Source organism: Pseudomonas sp. 273 (genome assembly GCF_029201425.1).
GTDB lineage: Bacteria > Pseudomonadota > Gammaproteobacteria > Pseudomonadales > Pseudomonadaceae > Pseudomonas > Pseudomonas delhiensis.
Genome location: NZ_CP116775.1, coordinates 3,745,467 through 3,762,839, shown reverse-complemented (window position 1 = coordinate 3,762,839; position 17,373 = coordinate 3,745,467). Strand labels below are relative to the sequence as shown.

The window sequence follows — 17,373 nt, the reverse complement described above, 5'->3', positions numbered from 1 at the left end:
GCCTGCCCGGCTCAGCCGCCGAGCCGTTCGATGACCATGGCGATGCCCTGGCCGACGCCGATGCACATGGTGCACAGGGCGTAGCGGCCGCCGCGTTCCTCCAGCTCGTGCAGGGCGGTGGTGACCAGGCGCGCGCCGCTCATGCCCAGCGGGTGGCCCAGGGCGATGGCGCCGCCGTTGGGGTTGACCCGCGCGTCGTCGTCGGCCAGGCCCAGTTCGCGCAGCACGGCCAGGCCCTGGGCGGCGAAGGCCTCGTTGAGTTCGATCACGTCCATGTCGTTCAGCGACAGGCCGGTCAGCTCCAGCACCTTGCGCGTCGCCGGCACCGGGCCGATGCCCATGATCCGCGGCTCGACGCCGGCCACCGCCATGCCGACCACCCGGCCGCGGGCCTTAAGGCCGTGGCGCTGGGCGGCCGCCGGGCTGGCCAGGAGCAGGGCGCAGGCGCCGTCGTTGACCCCCGAGGCGTTGCCGGCGGTGACGCTGCCGCCTTCGCGGAAGGGCGTGCCGAGCCTGGCCAGCTGCTCCAGGGTGGTGTCGCCGCGCGGGTGCTCGTCGTGCTCGACGATCTTCGCCGGGCCCTTGCGCTGCGGGATCTCCACCGGGACGATCTCCTTCGCCAGGCGGCCGCGGGCCTGGGCGGCGGCGGCCTTGTGCTGGCTGCGCAGGGCGAAGGCGTCCTGGTCAGCCCGGGAGATGTTGAATTGCTCGGCGACGTTCTCCGCGGTTTCCGGCATGGAGTCGATGCCGAACTGCGCCTTCATCAGCTTGTTGACGAAGCGCCAGCCGATGGTGGTGTCGAAGATTTCCGCGGTCCGGCCGAAGGCCTGCTCGGCCTTGCCCATCACGAAGGGCGCGCGGGACATGGACTCGACGCCGCCGGCGAGCATCAGCCCGGCCTCGCCGCAGCGCAGGGCGCGGGCGGCGTTGCCGATGGCGTCCAGGCTCGAGCCGCACAGGCGGTTGATCGTCGTGCCGGGCACGCTGGTCGGCAGGCCGGCCAGCAGCGAGGCCATGTGCGCGACGTTGCGGTTGTCTTCGCCGGCCTGGTTGGCGCAGCCGAGGATGACGTCGTCGATGGCGCTCCAGTCCAGTTCCGGGTGGCGCTGCACCAGGGCCCGCAGCGGGATGGCGGCGAGGTCGTCGGCGCGTACCGCGGAAAGGGCGCCGGCGTAGCGGCCGATGGGCGTGCGCAGCGCGTCGATGATCAGGGCGTCGCTGGGAATGGCGTTAGTCATTCGGGGTCTCCTGCGCCAGCACGGTGCCGCGCACTTTGTAGGATTTGCCGTGGAACAGGGCGACCAGCGCTCCATGCTGGTTCACCACCCGTACGTCGTAGTTGCCGGTGCGGCCGCTGCGGCTCTGCTCGATAGCGCTGGCGGTCAGCTCGTCGCCCAGGCGCGCCGGGGCCACGTAGTCGATGCTGCAGCCGATGGCCACGGTGGCCTCGTCGTAGCTGTTGCAGGCGAAGGCGAAGGCCGAGTCGGCCAGGGCGAAGAGGAAACCGCCGTGGCAGGTGCCGTGGCCCTGGATCATGTCCTCGCGCACCGGCATGCGCAGCTGCGCGCTGCCGGGGCCGGCGTCGAGCAGGACGATGCCCAGGCGCTGGGTGGCCTGGTCGCGGCTGAACATGGCGTCGGCGCAGGCGCGGGCCAGTTGTTCGGGGGGGCGTTCAGTCATGCAGGCGGCTCCCTTCGGCGTGCTTGCGGCGCAGCAGCAGGGAGGGGCGGTAGCGCTCCTCACCGTAGCTGCGCTGCAGGTTGTCCAGGGTGCGCAGCAGGTAGCCGGTGCCGATGGCCTCGGCCCAGGCCAGCGGGCCGCGCGGGTAGTTGACGCCGGCGCGCATGGCCAGGTCGATGTCGGCCGCCGAGCCCACGCCCTGCAGCACTGCGTCCGCCGCTTCGTTGGCGAGCATGGCCACGGTGCGCAGCACGGCCAGGCCCGGCAGGTCGGCCAGGGCGGTGACCTTGAGGCCGGCGCGGCGCAGCAGGGCCACGGCCTGGTCGCGGGCTTCGCCGGTGGTATCGGCGGACCAACCAATGGCGATGCGCGAGGCCTTGGCGTAGTCCAGGGCCAGGTCGAACAGCACCAGGTTGCGCAGGCCGTCCTCCCGGGCGCGCTGGCTGGCCAGGCGGCCGTCGGAAAGGGCCAGCACGGCGTCGCCGACGCGCAGCAGGCCGCTGCCGGCGCGCTCGATCACGTTCACCCCGGCGTCCTTCAGGCGCTGCACCAGCGGCTGGGCCACGCCCAGGTCGCCTTCGACGACACAGCTGCCGACTTCGGCAGCGCTGTCCAGTTCCGCCGCCTGCGGGCGCTCGGCGCCTTCGGCGTAGTCGTAGAAGCCGCGGCCGGTCTTGCGGCCCAGGCGGCCGGCGTCCACCAGTTCCTTCTGGATCAGCGAGGGCTGGAAGCGGAAGTCGCCGTAGTAGGCGGCGAACACCGAGCAGGTCACCGCGTAGTTGACGTCGTGGCCGATCAGGTCGGTCAGTTCGAAGGCGCCCATGCGGAAGCCGCCGGCGTCGCGCAGCAGGGCGTCGAGGCTGGCGCAGTCGGCGGCGCCTTCCTGCAGCAGGCGCAGGCTCTCGGCATAGAAGGGGCGGGCCACGCGGTTGACGATGAAGCCCGGGGTGGAGCGGGCGTACACCGGCTGCTTGCCCCAGTGCTTCGCGGTGGCGTGCAGGGCCTTGGCCAGTTCCGGGCAGGTGGCCAGGCCCGAGACGATTTCCACCAGGGCCATCAGCGGTGCCGGGTTGAAGAAGTGCATGCCGATCACCCGCTCGGGGTGCTTGAGGCCGGCGGCGAGGCTGGTGATGGACAGCGAGGAGGTGTTGCTGGCCAGGATGCAGTCGGCCGCGCACAGCGCTTCCAGCTGGCCCAGCAGGCCGCGCTTGACCTCCAGGTTCTCGACGATGGCCTCGATCACCAGGCGCGCATCGGCCAGGGCCTCGATGGCTTCCACCGGCTGCAGGCGCGCGATGGTGGTGGCGCGCTGCCCGGCGCCGAGCTTGCCTTTCTCCACCAGGCGACCGAGCTGGCGGTCGATGCCGTCGATGGCCTGGGCGGCGGCGCCGGGGCGGTTGTCGTAGAGCTTCACCGGGTGGCCGGCCTGGGCCGCCACCTGGGCGATGCCGGCGCCCATGGCGCCGGCGCCGATCACCGCGACCTGCGCGTTGCTATCCAGTGCGTGCATGTCAGCGGCCCTTGAAGCTGGGGGTGCGTTTTTCCATGAAGGCGCCGACGCCTTCGCGGTAGTCCTCGCTGCGCCCGGCCAGGCGCTGCAGGTCGCGCTCCAGCTCCAGCTGCTCGTCGAAGCTGTTGTTCAGGCTGGCGTTGAGGCTGCGCTTGATCAGGGCCAGGCCGTAGGTCGGCTGGGTGGCCAGGTGGCGGGCCAGCTTGAGGGCTTCCTCGCGCAGGGCGGCGTCGTCCACCACGCGGTAGATCAGGCCCCATTGCTCGGCCTGTTCCGCGCTCAGGCGCTCGCCCAGCAGGGCCAGGGCCTTGGCGCGGGCCAGGCCGACCAGCCGCGGCAGCGTCCAGGTGCCGCCGGAGTCGGGGATCAGGCCGATCTTGCAGAAGGCCTGGATGAAGCTGGCCGAGCGCGCCGCCAGGACCAGGTCGCAGGCCAGCGGGATGTTGGCCCCGGCGCCGGCGGCCACGCCGTTGACCGCGCAGATCACCGGCAGCGGCAGGTCGCGCAGGGCGCGGATCAGCGGGTTGTAGAACTTCTCGATGGACTCGCCCAGGTCGGGCATCTCGGCGCCCGGGGCGACGTTGCGGTCGGACAGGTCCTGGCCGGCGCAGAAGCCGCGGCCTTCGCCGGTCAGCAGCAGCACGCGGGCTTCCTCGCTCTGGCGCACCAACTTGAGCGCCTCGCGCACCTCGCCGTGCATCGTGGCGTTGAAGCTGTTCAGCTGCTCCGGGCGGTTCAGGCTGAGGAGGGCGACGCCGTCCTCGATGGAAAACAGGATGTGCTCGAAGGTCATGGGCGGGCTCGCTCCATCAATCGGTCTATATAAAGAAGGGGCTCAGCGGCCGAGGAAGCGGGCCGGGCGTTTTTCCTGGAAGGCGCGGATGCCTTCCTCGCGGTCGGCGGTGCCGGCCAGCAGGGTGAAGGCGTGGCGCTCGAAGCGCAGGCCGCTGGCCAGGTCCGTGTCCTGGGCCTTGAGCAGCGCTTCCTTGGCCATGCGCACGGCCAGCGGCGCTTTGCGCGCGATGACGCGGGCGACCTGCAGGGCGCGCTCGACGGTGAATTCGGGCTGGGTGACTTCGCTGACCAGGCCGGCGCGCAGGGCGTGGCGGGCGTCTATGGCCTCGCCGGTGAGGACCATCTGCATGGCCAGGGACTTGCCCACCGCGCGCAGCAGGCGCTGGGTGCCACCGGCGCCGGGGATGATGCCGAGGTTGATTTCCGGCTGGCCGAAGCGGGCGTCCTCGCCGGCGATGAGGATGTCGGCGTGCATCGCCAGTTCGCAGCCGCCGCCCAGGGCGAAGCCGTTGACCGCGGCGACCAGCGGCTTGGCGAAGGCGGTGATGCGCTGCCAGTGGGCCACGCGCGGGTCATCGAGGATGCCGACCAGGTCGCGCTCGGCCATTTCCTTGATGTCGGCGCCGGCGGCGAAGGCCTTGCGGCTGCCGGTGAGGACCACCACGCGGGTCTCGGCGTCGCGTTCGGCGGCGTCCAGTTCCGCCGCCAGTTCGCCCAGCAGTTCGGTGTTCAGGGCGTTGAGCGCCTCGGGGCGCTGCAGGGTGATCAGGCGGACGCCGTCCTCCGGCGCCTGCACGGCGAGGGTACGAGGCATGTAAAGCTCCTCAGGCTGCACGCACGGCCGGGGGCCGGCTTATTGGAATTGTTCTGCGGTTCGCCGCGCCCGGGGCGTGGAGGGAACCTGGCTTGCCCCCAGTATATGCCTAAAGTGATACAATACAACAAGTCTAAAATTGATTTGTGTGTCTTATGACTTGCTGCGCATGCCAGGCACGGAGGTTGTCAGGCGGCCTCGAGGCCCGTGGAAACGATGGTCCGGGGCCGTACCTCCTTGGAGGGTGGCGGGGTGCCGATCGTCGTTGCGGGAAGTGATACAGCATTGAGTGCATTGACGATCGGATTTGTTGTGATACAAGATTTTCCAGACAACGAATCACGACGGGTCCTTTCCCGTCCCGCCTTGCCGGCGCCCCTGGCGCCGCCGTGCACAAGGAGTCGCCTCGATGCCGTCCGCCCCCTGCGCCTGCGCGCTGGAATCCCTCGCCGAAGCCGGATGCCCTCCCGGGGTGCAGCGCCCCCTTCGCCTGCCCGAAGAGGAGGCCTGAGATGCCCTGCTACAGCCTCGAAGGCCTGACCCCGGTGGTCGACCCGACCGCCTACGTGCATCCCACGGCGGTGCTGATCGGCGACGTCATCGTCGGCCCCGGCTGCTACGTCGGGCCGCTGGCGGCGCTGCGCGGCGACTTCGGGCGGATCATCCTGGAGGAGGGCGCCAACCTGCAGGACACCTGCGTCATGCACGGCTTCCCGGACAGCGACACCGTGGTCGAGCGCAACGGCCACATCGGCCATGGCGCCGTGCTGCACGGCTGCCGCATCGGCGCCGACGCGCTGGTGGGCATGAACGCCGTGGTGATGGACAAGGCGCACATCGGCGAGCGCTGCATCGTCGCCGCCACCGCCTTCGTCAAGGCCGGCTTCGAGTGCCCGCCGCAGAGCCTGGTGATGGGCTCGCCGGCCACGGTCAGGCGCGAGCTGAGCGAGCAGGAGGTCGCCTGGAAGCAGCGCGGCACCGCCGAGTACCAGCAACTGAGCAGGCGCTGCCTGGCCAGCCTGGTGGAATGCCAGCCGCTGGCGGCGGTGGAGGCGGGGCGCCCGCGCCTGGGCGATTCCGGGTTCCGCCCGAAGGGGCAGGGCGCATGAGCCTCGTAGGGGTTCGCTCCAATGGCCAGGCGGCCCGGCGGGCAGGTATAGTCGGCGCTTTATCCGCGCCCGACCGAGCCATGAGCAGTCTCGCCCCGTTGAACCAACTGATCACCCGCTTCCAGGAACAGACGCCGATCCGCGCCAGTTCGCTGATCATCACCCTCTACGGCGACGCCATCGAACCCCATGGCGGCACCGTCTGGCTGGGCAGCCTGATCGGCCTGCTGGAGCCCATGGGGATCAACGAGCGGCTGATCCGCACCTCGATCTTCCGCCTGACCAAGGAAGGCTGGCTGACCGCCGAGAAGGTCGGCCGGCGCAGCTACTACAGCCTCACCGGCACCGGCCGGCGGCGTTTCGAGAAGGCCTTCAAGCGCGTCTACAGCCCCGGCTTGCCGGCCTGGGACGGCGCCTGGACGCTGGTGCTGCTGTCGCAACTGGCGGCGGACAAGCGCAAGCAGGTGCGCGAGGAACTGGAATGGCAGGGCTTCGGCGCCATCGCCCCGAGCGTGCTGGCCTGCCCGCGCTGCGACCGCGCCGACCTCACCGCGACCCTGCTGGACCTGGACGCGCTGGACGACAGCATCGTCTTCGAGACCCACGCCCAGGAGGTGCTGGCCTCCAAGGCCATGCGCCTGCAGGTGCGCGAGAGCTGGAAGATCGACGAGCTGGGCCGCCACTACAGCGAATTCATCCGCCTGTTCCGCCCGTTGTGGCAGGCGCTGCGCGAGCAGGGCGAGCCGGATGCCCAGGACTGTTTCCTGGCGCGCACCCTGTTGATCCACGAATATCGCAAATTGCTACTGCGCGACCCGCAGCTGCCGGACGAACTGCTCCCCGGCGACTGGGAAGGGCGCGCGGCGCGGCAGCTGTGCCGCAACCTCTACCGCCTGGTGTACGCCAGGGCCGAGGTGTGGCTGAACAGCGCCCTGGAGACCGCCGACGGTCCCTTGCCGGATGCCGGCGAGAGCTTCTACCGGCGCTTCGGGGGCTGGCCTGAGCCGGGTTGGCTCGAAACATGCTTCACAAGCGCCGGACCGAGGCGGCGCTGCGGGACCGCCGGCCCAGGGCCGGACCATGACGGGCGCCGGCCTGAGCGTCCGCTGATAACAACAATGCGTGCATGAGGCTTTAGGTCATGAACCCTTCATCGATTTCCAGGGATGAGGCTTTCGAGGCATGGCTGGGCCAGGTCAACCGGGCCTGCGGGCGTTTCGACGCGCGCACCCTGGGGCCGGCCTTCCATGGGAAGCTGAGGGAGTACCAGGGCGGTGCCATCAAGCTCAGCGTCGTCGACATGGCCCAGGTGCGCCTGTACCGGACCAGCAAGGAGATCAGCTCCAGCGGCAACGGCCACTTCTTCGCGGTATTCCAGCTCGAAGGGCGCGCGCACATGGAGCAGAACGGCAACCGCGTCCAGCTGGGGCGCGGCGACATCACCCTGATCGACGCCAACCGCCCCTGCGACATGAACTACGAGGCCGATTCGCGGCAGCTGTCGCTGATCCTCCCGCGCCAGGTGCTGGAGCGCGGCCTGCGCTTCTCCGGCATCGACTGCGCGCGGCGCATCCCGGCCACCTCGCCGGTGGCGGTGCTGGCCAACACGCTGATCCTCGAAACCACCCGCCAGGACGGCCTGGGCATGCAGGAGAGCGAGGCCACCCTCGACGCCCTGGTCAGCCTGCTGCGCCCGGCCCTGGCCTGCGCGGAGGCCGACGGCGACAGCCACGAAAGGCTGTTCCGCAAGTCAGTGGCCTTCATCGACGAGCACATCGGCGCCGAGGAACTCTGCCCGGAACTGATCGCCCGCGAAGTGGGCGTGTCGGTGCGTGGCCTGTACCGCATGTTCGCCAAGAAGGGCCTGGTGGTGGCGCAGTACATCAAGAACCGCCGCCTGGACTTCTGCGCCGAGTCCCTGCGCAACGCGGCCGGCGAGCAGAAGCTCTCGGCGCTGGGGTACGCCTGGGGGTTCTCGGACTCCAGCTACTTCTCCACGGCGTTCAAGTCGCGCTTCGGGGTTTCGCCGGGGGAGTATCGGAAGCGGTATGTGCATTAGGGGCGGCTGCAAGCGGCAGGCTGCAGGCTGCAAGCGAGAGCGGCAAGAGCCCCTCTCCCCAACCCTCTCCCGCAAGCGGGAGAGGGGGCTTGTCCGTGCCGAGAGGGGGCCTGGCTCCAGACGGCAATCCCTGTGCTAGCCGGCTAACTCCAAAACAGCCAAACACTCCGAACGGTCCCCTCTCCCTTCAGGGAGAGGGTTAGGGGGAGGGCGCTCTCAAACCCCATGCCGGTGCCCAACGGCGGCGGCGGATAACGCCGTAGGCGTTATGCGCCCTACGCCAAGCCCTCCCATGACGTAGGGCGAATAACCGTTCGCGGTTATCCGCCGTTGGCCGTGCCTCCGGGGCGTCCGGCGTGGCCGATGCCAATCGCGGACGGAGTCCGCTCCTACGACCGTGCCGCCCCGGCACGATCCGCTCTTGCCGCTCTTGCTTGCAGCTTGCAGCCTGCCGCTTGCAGCCGCCTTATTGGCACCCCCACCAACACAACTGGCACACAGAAAAACACCCGCACTCCCGCCCCTGGCGACAATCGTCCTCGACCGACCGTGCATAGACGCGGCCGATAAGAATCGATCAAGAGTGCCCCTGCATGCTTTTCACCGTGAAAACCCGAATCAAGACCGGCCTCTGCGGCCTGCTGCTGGCCGCAGGCTTCGCGCAGTCCGGCCTGGCCCTGGCCGATGACCTGGCCGCCAGGGGCCAGGCCGTGTTCGAGCGCGACTGCTCGGTTTGCCACACCGCCAATGCCGGCGGCGCCAACATCATGGGCCCCAACCTGCATGGGGTGATCGGCCGCAACGCCGGCTCCCTGGCCGGCTTCAGCTATTCCCAGGCGATGAAGGACAAGGGCGCGGCCTGGAGCCGCGAGAGCCTCGAAGCCTTCGTCACCCAGCCCCAGGCCGCCGTGCCGGGCACCTACATGCCTTACCAGGGCCTGGCCGACGCCGACGAGCGCAAGGCCCTGAGCCTGTGGCTCAGCCAGCAGCACTGACCTTTCCCGGCCGCTCCCGGCGAGCGGTTCCCTGCCTGGCCCGCGGGCCGCAAGAACAGGAGTCACCATGAGCATCACCGCAACCCTGCCGCAGGTCGCCGAGTTCCTCCAGCGCCGCCACGGCTGCTTCATCGACGGCGCCTGGGTGGCCTACGACGGCCCCACCAGCGACGTGCTCAACCCGGCCACCAGCGAGGTCATCGCGCGGATCGCCGATATCGATACGGACATGCTCGACCGCGCGGTGAAGTCCGCCCATGCCGCCTTCAAGGCGCGCGTCTGGTCCGACCTGCGCCCGGCCGACCGCGAGCGCATCCTGCTGCGCTTCGCCGACCTGGTGGAGCAGCACGCCGAGGAACTGGCCCAGCTGGAAACCCTGAGCCAGGGCAAGTCGATCAACCTGACGCGCATGCTCGACGTGGGCGCCACGGTCGAGTTCATGCGCTACATGGCCGGCTGGGCGACCAAGATCGAGGGCCAGTCGCTGGACGTCTCCATCCCGCTGCCGCCGGGGACGAAGTTCACCGCCTTCACCCGCCGAGAGCCGGTGGGCGTGGTCGCCGGCATCGTGCCCTGGAACTTCCCGCTGATGATCGCCGTGTGGAAGCTGATGCCGGCCCTGGCCACCGGCAACACCGTGGTCATCAAGCCCGCTTCGGAAACCCCGCTGACCGCCCTGCGCCTGGCCGAGCTGGCCTTCGAGGCGGGCGTGCCGGCCGGCGTGTTCAACCTGGTGACCGGTGACGGCGCGCGCATCGGCGGCGGCCTGGCCGCGCACAAGCTGGTCAGCAAGGTGTCCTTCACCGGCTCCACCGCGGTGGGCCGCAGCGTCGGCATCGCGGCCATGCAGAACATGACGCGCTTCGCCCTGGAGCTGGGCGGCAAGAACCCGATGATCATCCTGGCCGACGCCGACATCGACAAGGCCGTGCAGGGCGCGCTGCTGGGCGGCCTGCTCAACAGCGGCCAGGTGTGCGCCGCGGCCTCGCGCTTCTACGTGCACGAGTCGCGCTATGCCGAGTTCGTCGACAAGCTCGGCGCGGTGGTCGCCGGCATGAGCATCGGCGAGGGCATGGACGATACTTCGCAGATCACCCCGCTGGTCTCGCGCAAGCAGCAGGCCTCGGTGCTCAAGCACATCGAGACCGCCCGCCGCGAAGGCGCCCGCGTGGTCTGCGGCGGCGAGCCGATGGACTGCGACGGCTACTTCGTCCGCCCCACCGTGCTGGCCGACGTCACCCAGGACATGGCCGTGGCCCACAATGAAGTCTTCGGCCCGGTGCTGGCGGTGCTTTCGTTCAAGACCGAGGACCAGGCCATCGAGATGGCCAACGACAGCGAGTACGGCCTGGGCGCCAGCCTGTGGACCAACGACCTGACCCGCGCGATGAACCTGGTGCCGCGCATCGAGTCCGGCACCGTCTGGGTCAATGCCCACGTGCTGCTGGACCCGAGCATGCCCTTCGGCGGCGTCAAGCAGTCCGGCATGGGCCGCGAGTTCGGCCGCGCGGTGGTCGAGGCCTACACCGAGATCAAGTCGGTGTGCATCGCCCACTGATGCCGGCTTGCGTAGCGTGCCGCGTGGCGGCACGCTACGCCGCTTTTCCCGGGCGAGGCCGCAGAGGAGGCTGACCGCATGTTCGCACTGACCCTGCGCGTGGCGCTGGCCTGCCTGCTGCCGTTCGCCGCCATCTTCCTGTTCCAGGCCATGCCCGGCGTGCACCCGGCCTGGGACTTCGCCAACGTCGCCGGCTTCGTCGCCGGGGCGCTGTTCCTGTTGCTGTTCGCCTATACCGGCAAGCCGATGGCCCGGCCGCGGCACGACGGCAAGTTCTTCATGGTGCTGCACCGCGACCTGTCGTTCGTCGCCGCCGTGCTGCTGGCCGTCCACGTGGCGGTGCTGCTGGTGGAGGAGCCGCTGGTGCTCGACGAACTGCTGCCCGGCGCGCCCTGGCACATGCTCGCCGCCGATGGCGCGACCCTGCTCCTGCTGCTGATCCTGCCGGTGAGCCTGACCGCCGTGCGCCGGCGCATCTGGCGCAGGCACGTCGATTTCCGCCGCTGGCACTACGGCTGGAGCGCAGCCATAGTCGCCCTGGCCGCGGTGCACATGATCGGCGCCGGCTACTACAGCGGCGCCACCTGGAAGGCCGTGCTCTGGGGTGCGCTGAGCCTCGCCGCGCTGGCCTGGCCGCTGCTGCCGCGGCCCACGCCGCACTACGCCGAGGGCGGGCGCCGGCGGCACAGCGCCTACCTGGCCAGCCGCCTGAGCCTTGCCGTGCTCTGCGCCGGCCTGGCCCTGGCCGGGCTCTACGCGCTGCTCGGCAGCGTGGACCTGCCGCTGCTATGAAGCGCTGGTACCTGCTGTTGGCCATCCCGCTGCTGGCGGCCTTCGTCATCGGCGCGCGGCATGGCCACGACCACCTGGTGCGCCAGCACCCGCTGCTGCCGATGAACTTCGACCACACCAACCATGGCAGCATCAACTGCGTCACCTGCCATCACGACTTCGTCGACAGGTCGACCTCGGCCTCGCCCAGCGGCAGCCGCACCTGCGTGCTCTGCCACAAGGAGTCGCCGCAGCTGGCGGTGAACATCGAGCACGAGTTCCACCAGTTCTGCGAAGGCTGCCACCTGAAGCGCCTGCAGGCGTTCCAGCAGGCCGGCCCGGTGCGCTCCTGCAAGGGCTGCCACACGCCACCCGCGGTAGCCGGCGCGCCTTAGTTGAGGATCAGCAGGCGCGGGTATTCGCGCAGGTGCGACGAGGTGATCTGGGCCAGCGAGCGCATGGCCCCCAGTGGGTCGTCCAGGCGGTAGTTGGCGGTGATGCTGACGTCCTTCAGGCGCTCGTCGGCGTTGACGATCCAGCCCGGGTAGTAGCGCCGCAGCTCGGCCAGCACCTGGCCCAGCGGGCAGTTCTCGAACACCAGGCGGCCCTGCACCCAGGCCAGCAGGCGCTGGCTCTCGCCGTTGTGGCGGCGCTCGCCGAAGCCGCCGGGGCCGACGCGGATGCTGTCGCCGGCGCCTAGGCTGACGCGGGTGTCGTCGCCGGCGCTGCGCAGGTCCACCTCGCCGTGCTGCACGCTGACTTCCGCCTCGTCGCCCAGGTAGCGCACGGCGAAGGCGGTGCCGCGCACGCTGACCTGCACGGGGCCGGCGTCCACCTCGAAGGGGCGGCTGCGGTCGTGGGCCACGTCGAAGTAGGCCTCGCCGCGGTACAGCCGGGCGCTGCGGCGCTGCTCGTCGAGGTGGCTGGACAGCGCGGTGTCGGTGTTCAGCAGGATGCGCGAACCGTCGGCCAGCTGCAGGCTCTGGCGCTGGCCGACGGCGGTGTAGTGGTCGGCGCGGATGTGCGTCAGCAGGTCGCCCTGCAGGGCCACGCCCACGGCCAGCAGCAGGCCCGCGGCGGCGGCGAAGGAACGCCAGCGCCGGCGCTTGCCGTGGCGGGCGCGGTGCTGCGCCTGGGCCTCCAGGCCCGTGGCGGCCAGGTCGAGCAGCGGCGAGTCCCACAGGCTGCTGGCGTGCTGGAAGGCGCGGGCGTTGGCCGGGTGCGCGGCCAGCCAGGCGTCGAAGCGCGCGCGGGTGGCGGCGTCGGCGTCTTCCAGCTGGATCAGCCAGTCCAGCGCTTCGGCCAGGTGCGGGTCCGGGGCGGTCACGCGGCGTTCCTCGAATCGGGGGCGCACATTGTGGGCCAGCCGCGGGCCGATGGGTAGCCCGTCATGCCGGGGCCTCCAGGCGCCCGAGCACGTCGATGCAGATGGCCATGATGAGCTTGAGTTCCTTCTGCACCGTGCTGGGCGACACCCCCAGCTGCTCGGCGATTTCCCCGTAGCCGCAGCCGTGCAGCCGGCTGAGGATGAAGATCCGCTGCTGGCGCGGGGTGAGGCGTTCCAGGGCCGAGCCCAGGCGCTCCAGCAGTTGCTCGGCGTGCAGGCCGTCCTCGGCCGAGCTCTGGCTGGAGGGCACCGCCTGGAGCACCTCCTGGGGCACGTCGTCGAGCAGGGTGCGCGATTGCATGCGCAGGTGGCGCAGGTGGTCCAGGGCGAGGTTGCGGCCGGTCTGGAAGAGGAACGGCTCCAGGTGTTCCACCGGGCGTTCGCGCAGGGTGCGGGCCACCCGCAGGTAGGTCTCCTGGACCAGTTCTTCGGCAATGCTGGGGTTCTTCACCATTCTCGCCAGGGTGCGCAGGAGCGGGGTGCGCTGGGCGAGGAACACGGTGTCGAGGTGGGAAAGGCTCACGCGACGTCCATGCAAGTCGTTTTCGGATGAGAATTATTATTGTTCGCGAGGGGTGGCCGGCACAAGCCGGGCCGTGCAGAAAAAAAGAGCGAGGCCGCGGGCACGGCCTCGCTCGTCCCTCAGCCGGCTTGTGAGGGAAAAGGGGGAGGGAGGGCTCAGGCCTTGTCGGCCTTGCCGGCGGCCGCGGCGAACTTCGCCAGGCGCACGTCCAGGCGCCGCGGGCGGCGGCCGTGGTCCTCGGCCTGTTCCTTGCGGCGGATGGCGTTGCGCACCATCAGCGAGCCCAGGTAGCGCACCGGCTCGGGCGGGAAGTGGCCGAGCGGGCCCAGGGCCAGCGGCGAGCGCGTCCACTCGTTGTCCAGGCCCAGCACCAGCGAGGCGAGGAGTTGCCCGCCCATGTGGCAGGGGCCGACGCCGCTGCCGGAGTAGCCGAAGCCATAGAAGATGTTGCCGTCGGCGCCGAGCCGGCCGAAGAACGGCAGGCCGGTCACCGAGCGGTCGGAGGGGCCGTTCCAGCTCGCCGCGATGGGCACCTCGGCGAAGGCCGGGAAGAACTCGCCGAGGCTGCGCCGCAGCAGTTCCAGGTAGGGCGAGGGCTGGTCGAACACCGGCAGCATGCGCCCGCCGTAGGCGAAGGTGTTGCCGCCCTTGCCGAGCATGATCCGGCCGTCCGGGGTGTTGTGGTAGTAGTGCACGAAGATGCGCGAGTCGAGCACCGTCACCCCCGAGGTCAGGCCGATGCGCTGCAGCAGCTGCGGGCGCGGCTCGGTGATGACCATGTCGCTGGAGACGATGGCCACGGTGCGCTCGAACTGCGGGAAGGCCCGCGCCATCCAGGCGTTGATCGCCAGCACCACGCGGTCCGCCGCCACCTTGCCGTGGGGCGAGTGCACGCTGGCCGGGCGGCCTTCCTCCAGGCCGGTCATGGGCGTGCCCTCGTACAGCCGCACGCCCAGCTGCAGCGCCACCCGGCGCAGGCCGCGTACCAGCTTGCCCGGCTGCACGCTGGCGGCGGCGGGGGAGAACCAGCCTTCCAGGTGCCTGTCCGAGCCGGCCATGCGCCGCACGTCCTCCAGCGGGCGCTTGCTGAAGGAGTTGATGCCGTGCTTCTCCAGCGCGGCTATCACCCCGTCGGTGGCGCCGACCTGGGCGGCGTTGGTCGCGGTGTAGAGGGTGCCGTCCAGGCGGTAGTCGGCATCCACCCCGTACTTCTCGCAGAACTCGCCGATGGCGTGGATGCTGCGCTCGGAGGCCTTCACCAGGCGGATCGCCTCGGCCAGCCCGAACAGCCGCTCCAGGGTGAAGAACTTCGCCGACCAGGACAGCGCGCAGCCGCCGTTGCGCCCGCTGGCGCCGGCGCCGCAGATGTCGGCTTCGACGATCACCACGTCGAGCCCGGGGTTCTGTTCCTTGAGCTGGATGGCGGTCCACAGGCCGGTGTAGCCGCCGCCGACGATGCACACGTCGGCGCGGGTGTCCTGTTGCAGCGGGGCGGCCCTGTCGCTGTCGTGCTGCAGGGCCTGGTCGAGCCAGAAGGGGCGCATGGGGAAGCTCCGTGTCGGATTTCGGGCAGGGTTCGCCGCGCCGGGGCGGCCGGCGTGCGTCTGGTGTCGTGGGCTGGGCACGTCCTTGTGCCCTGGGCTTCAGGTGCGCGCCGGGCGTACCCGCAGGGGCCGGTTGGGGGTGGCCGGGGCGCTCTGGCGCGCGCCTTCGGGCAGGCTGTTCCAGTGCGGCAGCAGGATGGCGGCGGCGATCAGCGCGGTGATGGTGAAGCCGATGAACACGCTGTAGGTGTCGAAGTAGCCGGGCAGCAGGCCGCCGAGGATGGCGCCCACCGAGCCGCAGCCGTTGACGAAGCCGGCCGCGGTGCCGGCGGCCTTGCCGGTGCCGAAGTCGATGGCGGCGGCGCCGCTGATCATCGAGTCCGGGCCGTAGAGGGTCAGGCCCATCATGAACAGCAGGGCGAACACCAGCATTGCGCTGCCGGTCTGCATGGCCGGGACGAACAGCGCCAGGCAGGCGGTCAGGCCGATCAGGCTGATGACGCAGGCGGGCATGCGCCGGGCGCCGAACAGCTTGTCCGAGGCCAGGCCGATGAGGATGGGGCCGAGCAACCCGGCGATCTCGAAGGAGGTCGGCAGCACCGCGGCGCCCACCTTGCCCAGGGCCGGCATGCGCTCGTAGACGATCACCGGGCCCCACAGCAGGATGGCGTAGCGCGCGGGCTTGAGCAGGAAGTAGGCCAGGCCGAGGGTCATCACGGTGCGGTTGCGCAGCACGGCGCCCAGGGTTTCCCAGAAACCGGGGTTCCTGCCCTGCTCGTGGAAGCCGGCATAGTGCACGGCCTGTGGCTCGTCTTCCTCGATCGGCGGCAGGCCGACGTCCTGCGGGCGGTTGCGCTGCAGCAGCAGGAACAGCAGGGCGACGCCGCCGACCACCGCGGCGGACGAATAGAAGGCCGCGTGCCAGGTGCCGAACACGCTGTAGGCCCACCAGCCGGCGAAGGGCGAGGCGACCAGGCCGCCGAAGGCGTAGCAGGTGCTCCACAGGCCGAGGATGCGGCCGCGCTCGTGGGCGGCGAAGAAGCTGCCCATGTTCTTGCACAGGCCGGACCAGCCGGTGGACTGCGCCAGGCCCTGGATGACCATGCAACTGGCGAAGATCGGCACGGTGGCGAAGGTGCCCATGACCAGGGCGGCGAGGGTGGAGATCACCAGGCCGCCGAACACCACCACGCGGGGGCCGAAGCGGTCGGCGAAGACGCCCCAGGTGAACTGGCCCACGGCGTAGGCGGCCAGGTAGATGGCGTCCATGTCGGCCATCATCGCCTTGTCCAGTTCGAAACTCGTGTCCTCGGCGATGCCGAGCTTGGCCACGGAGAAGGCCTTGCGGGTGAAGTAGAAGGCGGCGTAGGCGAGCCAGGTGATCGCGAAGATCTGCACGCGCCAGCGTTGCATGGAACCTTTGCCCGCGCGGGCTGCGGTACCGGTGGGGTTGCTCATCTGATCTGACCTCGTTGTTGTAGGAGTGCCGGCAGTCAGGGAAAAACTTGTTGTTGTTATATGAGCGGGCCGTCCCTTTCCGGAGGTGACGGGTCAGAGCCAATGCGGGTGAGGTTGCCGTGGGCCTGGGGCGCGCGGTGAAACGAATGGAAGCAACTTCGGATAAATAAATAAAATCGATTTATCAAATTTTAAAAATAAGTCTGACTTGTAAGTCACACAGCCCGGTGACAGAGTGGCGGCTTCCCGATCCCCGCGGAGCCAGGCCCATGCAGGTTTCCCACGCGCAACTGAAGGCCTTCCACGCCGTGGCCCTGACCGGCAGCTTCACCCGCGCCGCCGAGCGCCTGTTCCTCACCCAGCCGGCGGTTTCCGACCAGGTGCGCAAGCTGGAGGAGCGCTACGGCGTGCTGCTGTTCCACCGCAACAAGCGCTCGGTGCGCCTGACCGACCTGGGCGAGCGCCTGCTGGCGGTGACCCAGCGGCTGTTCGTCATCGAGGCCGAGGCCCACGAGCTGCTGGCGGCCTCCAGCGCCCTGCAGACCGGCAACCTGACCCTGGCGGTGGACGCCGCGGTGCACCTGCTGCCGCAGGTGGCGCGCTTCTGCCAGCGCTACCCGGGCATCCACGTGCGCATCGAGAGCGGCAACACCGACGAGTCGCTGCAATCGCTGTTCAACTACCGGGCCGACCTGGCGCTGCTGGGCCGCGCGGTGGAGGACGAGCGCCTGCTGTCGGTGACCCTGCGCAGCGACCCCATCGTCGCCTTCGTCGCCAGCGGCCACCCCTGGGCGCAGCGCGAATCCATCCGCCTGGCGGACCTGGACGACACGCCGCTGGTGCTGCGCGAGCAGGGCTCGGTGACGCGCCAGACCCTCGAGGAGGAAATGCACCGCGCCGGCCTGCGCATCCGCCCGGCCATCGAGGTGGAAGGCCGCGAGGCCGCCCGCGAGGCGGTGGTGGCGGGCATCGGCCTGGGTGTGGTGTCGGCCGCCGAGTTCGGTGCCGACAGCCGCGTGCACGCGTTGCCGATCGTCGATTGCGAAAGGCGCATGAGCGAGACGCTGGTGTGCCTGCGCGAGCAGAGTTCGCGGCGGATAGTGGCGACCTTCCTCGATGTGGTGCGGGAGGATCTGGAGGGGACCACCGGGTAGGCCGGCGCGGCCTGGG

General features: G+C 70.1%; 16 protein-coding genes and 1 pseudogene. 8 read left to right on the top strand and 9 right to left on the bottom strand.

Annotated elements, in window-relative coordinates:
* Window positions 1-11: 11 nt before the first annotated feature.
* The 5 genes from pcaF to paaF are packed head-to-tail and all read right to left on the bottom strand — an operon-like array spanning window position 12 to window position 4,799.
* The gene (pcaF, locus tag PKO50_RS17195; RefSeq protein ID WP_275626712.1) at window positions 12-1,238 is read right to left on the bottom strand and encodes a 3-oxoadipyl-CoA thiolase; all 1,227 of its coding nucleotides are present in this window, start codon (window positions 1,236-1,238) and stop codon (window positions 12-14) included.
* Complete coding sequence (gene paaI / locus PKO50_RS17190) at window positions 1,231-1,680, bottom strand: hydroxyphenylacetyl-CoA thioesterase PaaI (protein WP_275626711.1); 450 nt, start codon at window positions 1,678-1,680, stop codon at window positions 1,231-1,233. Before paaI ends, pcaF begins: the two co-directional genes overlap by 8 nt.
* Complete coding sequence (paaH, locus tag PKO50_RS17185; protein WP_275626710.1) at window positions 1,673-3,190, bottom strand: 3-hydroxyacyl-CoA dehydrogenase PaaH; 1,518 nt, start codon at window positions 3,188-3,190, stop codon at window positions 1,673-1,675. Before paaH ends, paaI begins: the two co-directional genes overlap by 8 nt.
* A gap of 1 nt (window position 3,191) precedes the next feature.
* Complete coding sequence (gene paaG, locus PKO50_RS17180; RefSeq protein ID WP_089394729.1) at window positions 3,192-3,983, bottom strand: 2-(1,2-epoxy-1,2-dihydrophenyl)acetyl-CoA isomerase PaaG; 792 nt, start codon at window positions 3,981-3,983, stop codon at window positions 3,192-3,194.
* 42 nt (window positions 3,984-4,025) lie between these two features.
* Window positions 4,026-4,799 (bottom strand): 2,3-dehydroadipyl-CoA hydratase PaaF, encoded by a 774-nt coding sequence (gene paaF, locus PKO50_RS17175; protein WP_275626709.1) that lies wholly within the window; start codon window positions 4,797-4,799, stop codon window positions 4,026-4,028.
* 512 nt (window positions 4,800-5,311) lie between these two features.
* On the opposite strand from paaF, the gene paaY reads away from it, so the two are divergent.
* The 7 genes and pseudogenes from paaY to PKO50_RS17140 all read left to right on the top strand — a co-directional run bounded on the left by paaY (window position 5,312) and on the right by PKO50_RS17140 (window position 11,686).
* Window positions 5,312-5,908: a phenylacetic acid degradation protein PaaY gene (gene paaY, locus PKO50_RS17170; protein ID WP_275626708.1), complete on the top strand. Its 597-nt coding sequence runs from the start codon at window positions 5,312-5,314 to the stop codon at window positions 5,906-5,908.
* Between the two features lie 80 nt (window positions 5,909-5,988).
* Window positions 5,989-6,903: pseudogene (gene paaX, locus PKO50_RS17165) on the top strand (phenylacetic acid degradation operon negative regulatory protein PaaX); the annotation flags it as partial.
* 146 nt (window positions 6,904-7,049) lie between these two features.
* Window positions 7,050-7,967: a transcriptional regulator FeaR gene (feaR, locus tag PKO50_RS17160; protein WP_109933810.1), complete on the top strand. Its 918-nt coding sequence runs from the start codon at window positions 7,050-7,052 to the stop codon at window positions 7,965-7,967.
* Window positions 7,968-8,560: 593 nt separating this feature from the next.
* Window positions 8,561-8,962: a c-type cytochrome gene (locus PKO50_RS17155; protein WP_275626707.1), complete on the top strand. Its 402-nt coding sequence runs from the start codon at window positions 8,561-8,563 to the stop codon at window positions 8,960-8,962.
* A 67-nt stretch (window positions 8,963-9,029) separates the two neighbouring features.
* The gene (locus tag PKO50_RS17150) at window positions 9,030-10,520 is read left to right on the top strand and encodes an aldehyde dehydrogenase family protein (protein WP_275626706.1); all 1,491 of its coding nucleotides are present in this window, start codon (window positions 9,030-9,032) and stop codon (window positions 10,518-10,520) included.
* A gap of 78 nt (window positions 10,521-10,598) precedes the next feature.
* Complete coding sequence (locus PKO50_RS17145) at window positions 10,599-11,312, top strand: ferric reductase like transmembrane component (RefSeq protein ID WP_109932088.1); 714 nt, start codon at window positions 10,599-10,601, stop codon at window positions 11,310-11,312.
* Window positions 11,309-11,686, top strand: coding sequence for a cytochrome c3 family protein (locus PKO50_RS17140; protein WP_109932086.1), 378 nt, complete (start codon window positions 11,309-11,311; stop codon window positions 11,684-11,686). Before PKO50_RS17145 ends, PKO50_RS17140 begins: the two co-directional genes overlap by 4 nt.
* Here PKO50_RS17140 and PKO50_RS17135 read toward each other — a convergent pair.
* The 4 genes from PKO50_RS17135 to PKO50_RS17120 all read right to left on the bottom strand — a co-directional run bounded on the left by PKO50_RS17135 (window position 11,683) and on the right by PKO50_RS17120 (window position 16,203).
* Window positions 11,683-12,618, bottom strand: a complete 936-nt coding sequence (locus tag PKO50_RS17135; RefSeq protein ID WP_275626705.1) for a FecR domain-containing protein — start codon at window positions 12,616-12,618, stop codon at window positions 11,683-11,685. The genes PKO50_RS17140 and PKO50_RS17135 overlap by 4 nt on opposite strands.
* Before the next feature lie 61 nt (window positions 12,619-12,679).
* Window positions 12,680-13,201 (bottom strand): sigma-70 family RNA polymerase sigma factor, encoded by a 522-nt coding sequence (locus tag PKO50_RS17130; RefSeq protein WP_275626704.1) that lies wholly within the window; start codon window positions 13,199-13,201, stop codon window positions 12,680-12,682.
* A gap of 155 nt (window positions 13,202-13,356) precedes the next feature.
* The gene (locus PKO50_RS17125; protein ID WP_275626703.1) at window positions 13,357-14,745 is read right to left on the bottom strand and encodes an FAD-dependent oxidoreductase; all 1,389 of its coding nucleotides are present in this window, start codon (window positions 14,743-14,745) and stop codon (window positions 13,357-13,359) included.
* Window positions 14,746-14,844: 99 nt separating this feature from the next.
* Entirely contained in the window at window positions 14,845-16,203 is a 1,359-nt protein-coding gene (locus PKO50_RS17120) for an MFS transporter (RefSeq protein ID WP_275626702.1), read from the bottom strand.
* A 269-nt stretch (window positions 16,204-16,472) separates the two neighbouring features.
* On the opposite strand from PKO50_RS17120, the gene PKO50_RS17115 reads away from it, so the two are divergent.
* Complete coding sequence (locus tag PKO50_RS17115) at window positions 16,473-17,357, top strand: LysR substrate-binding domain-containing protein (RefSeq protein WP_275626701.1); 885 nt, start codon at window positions 16,473-16,475, stop codon at window positions 17,355-17,357.
* Window positions 17,358-17,373: the final 16 nt, after the last annotated feature.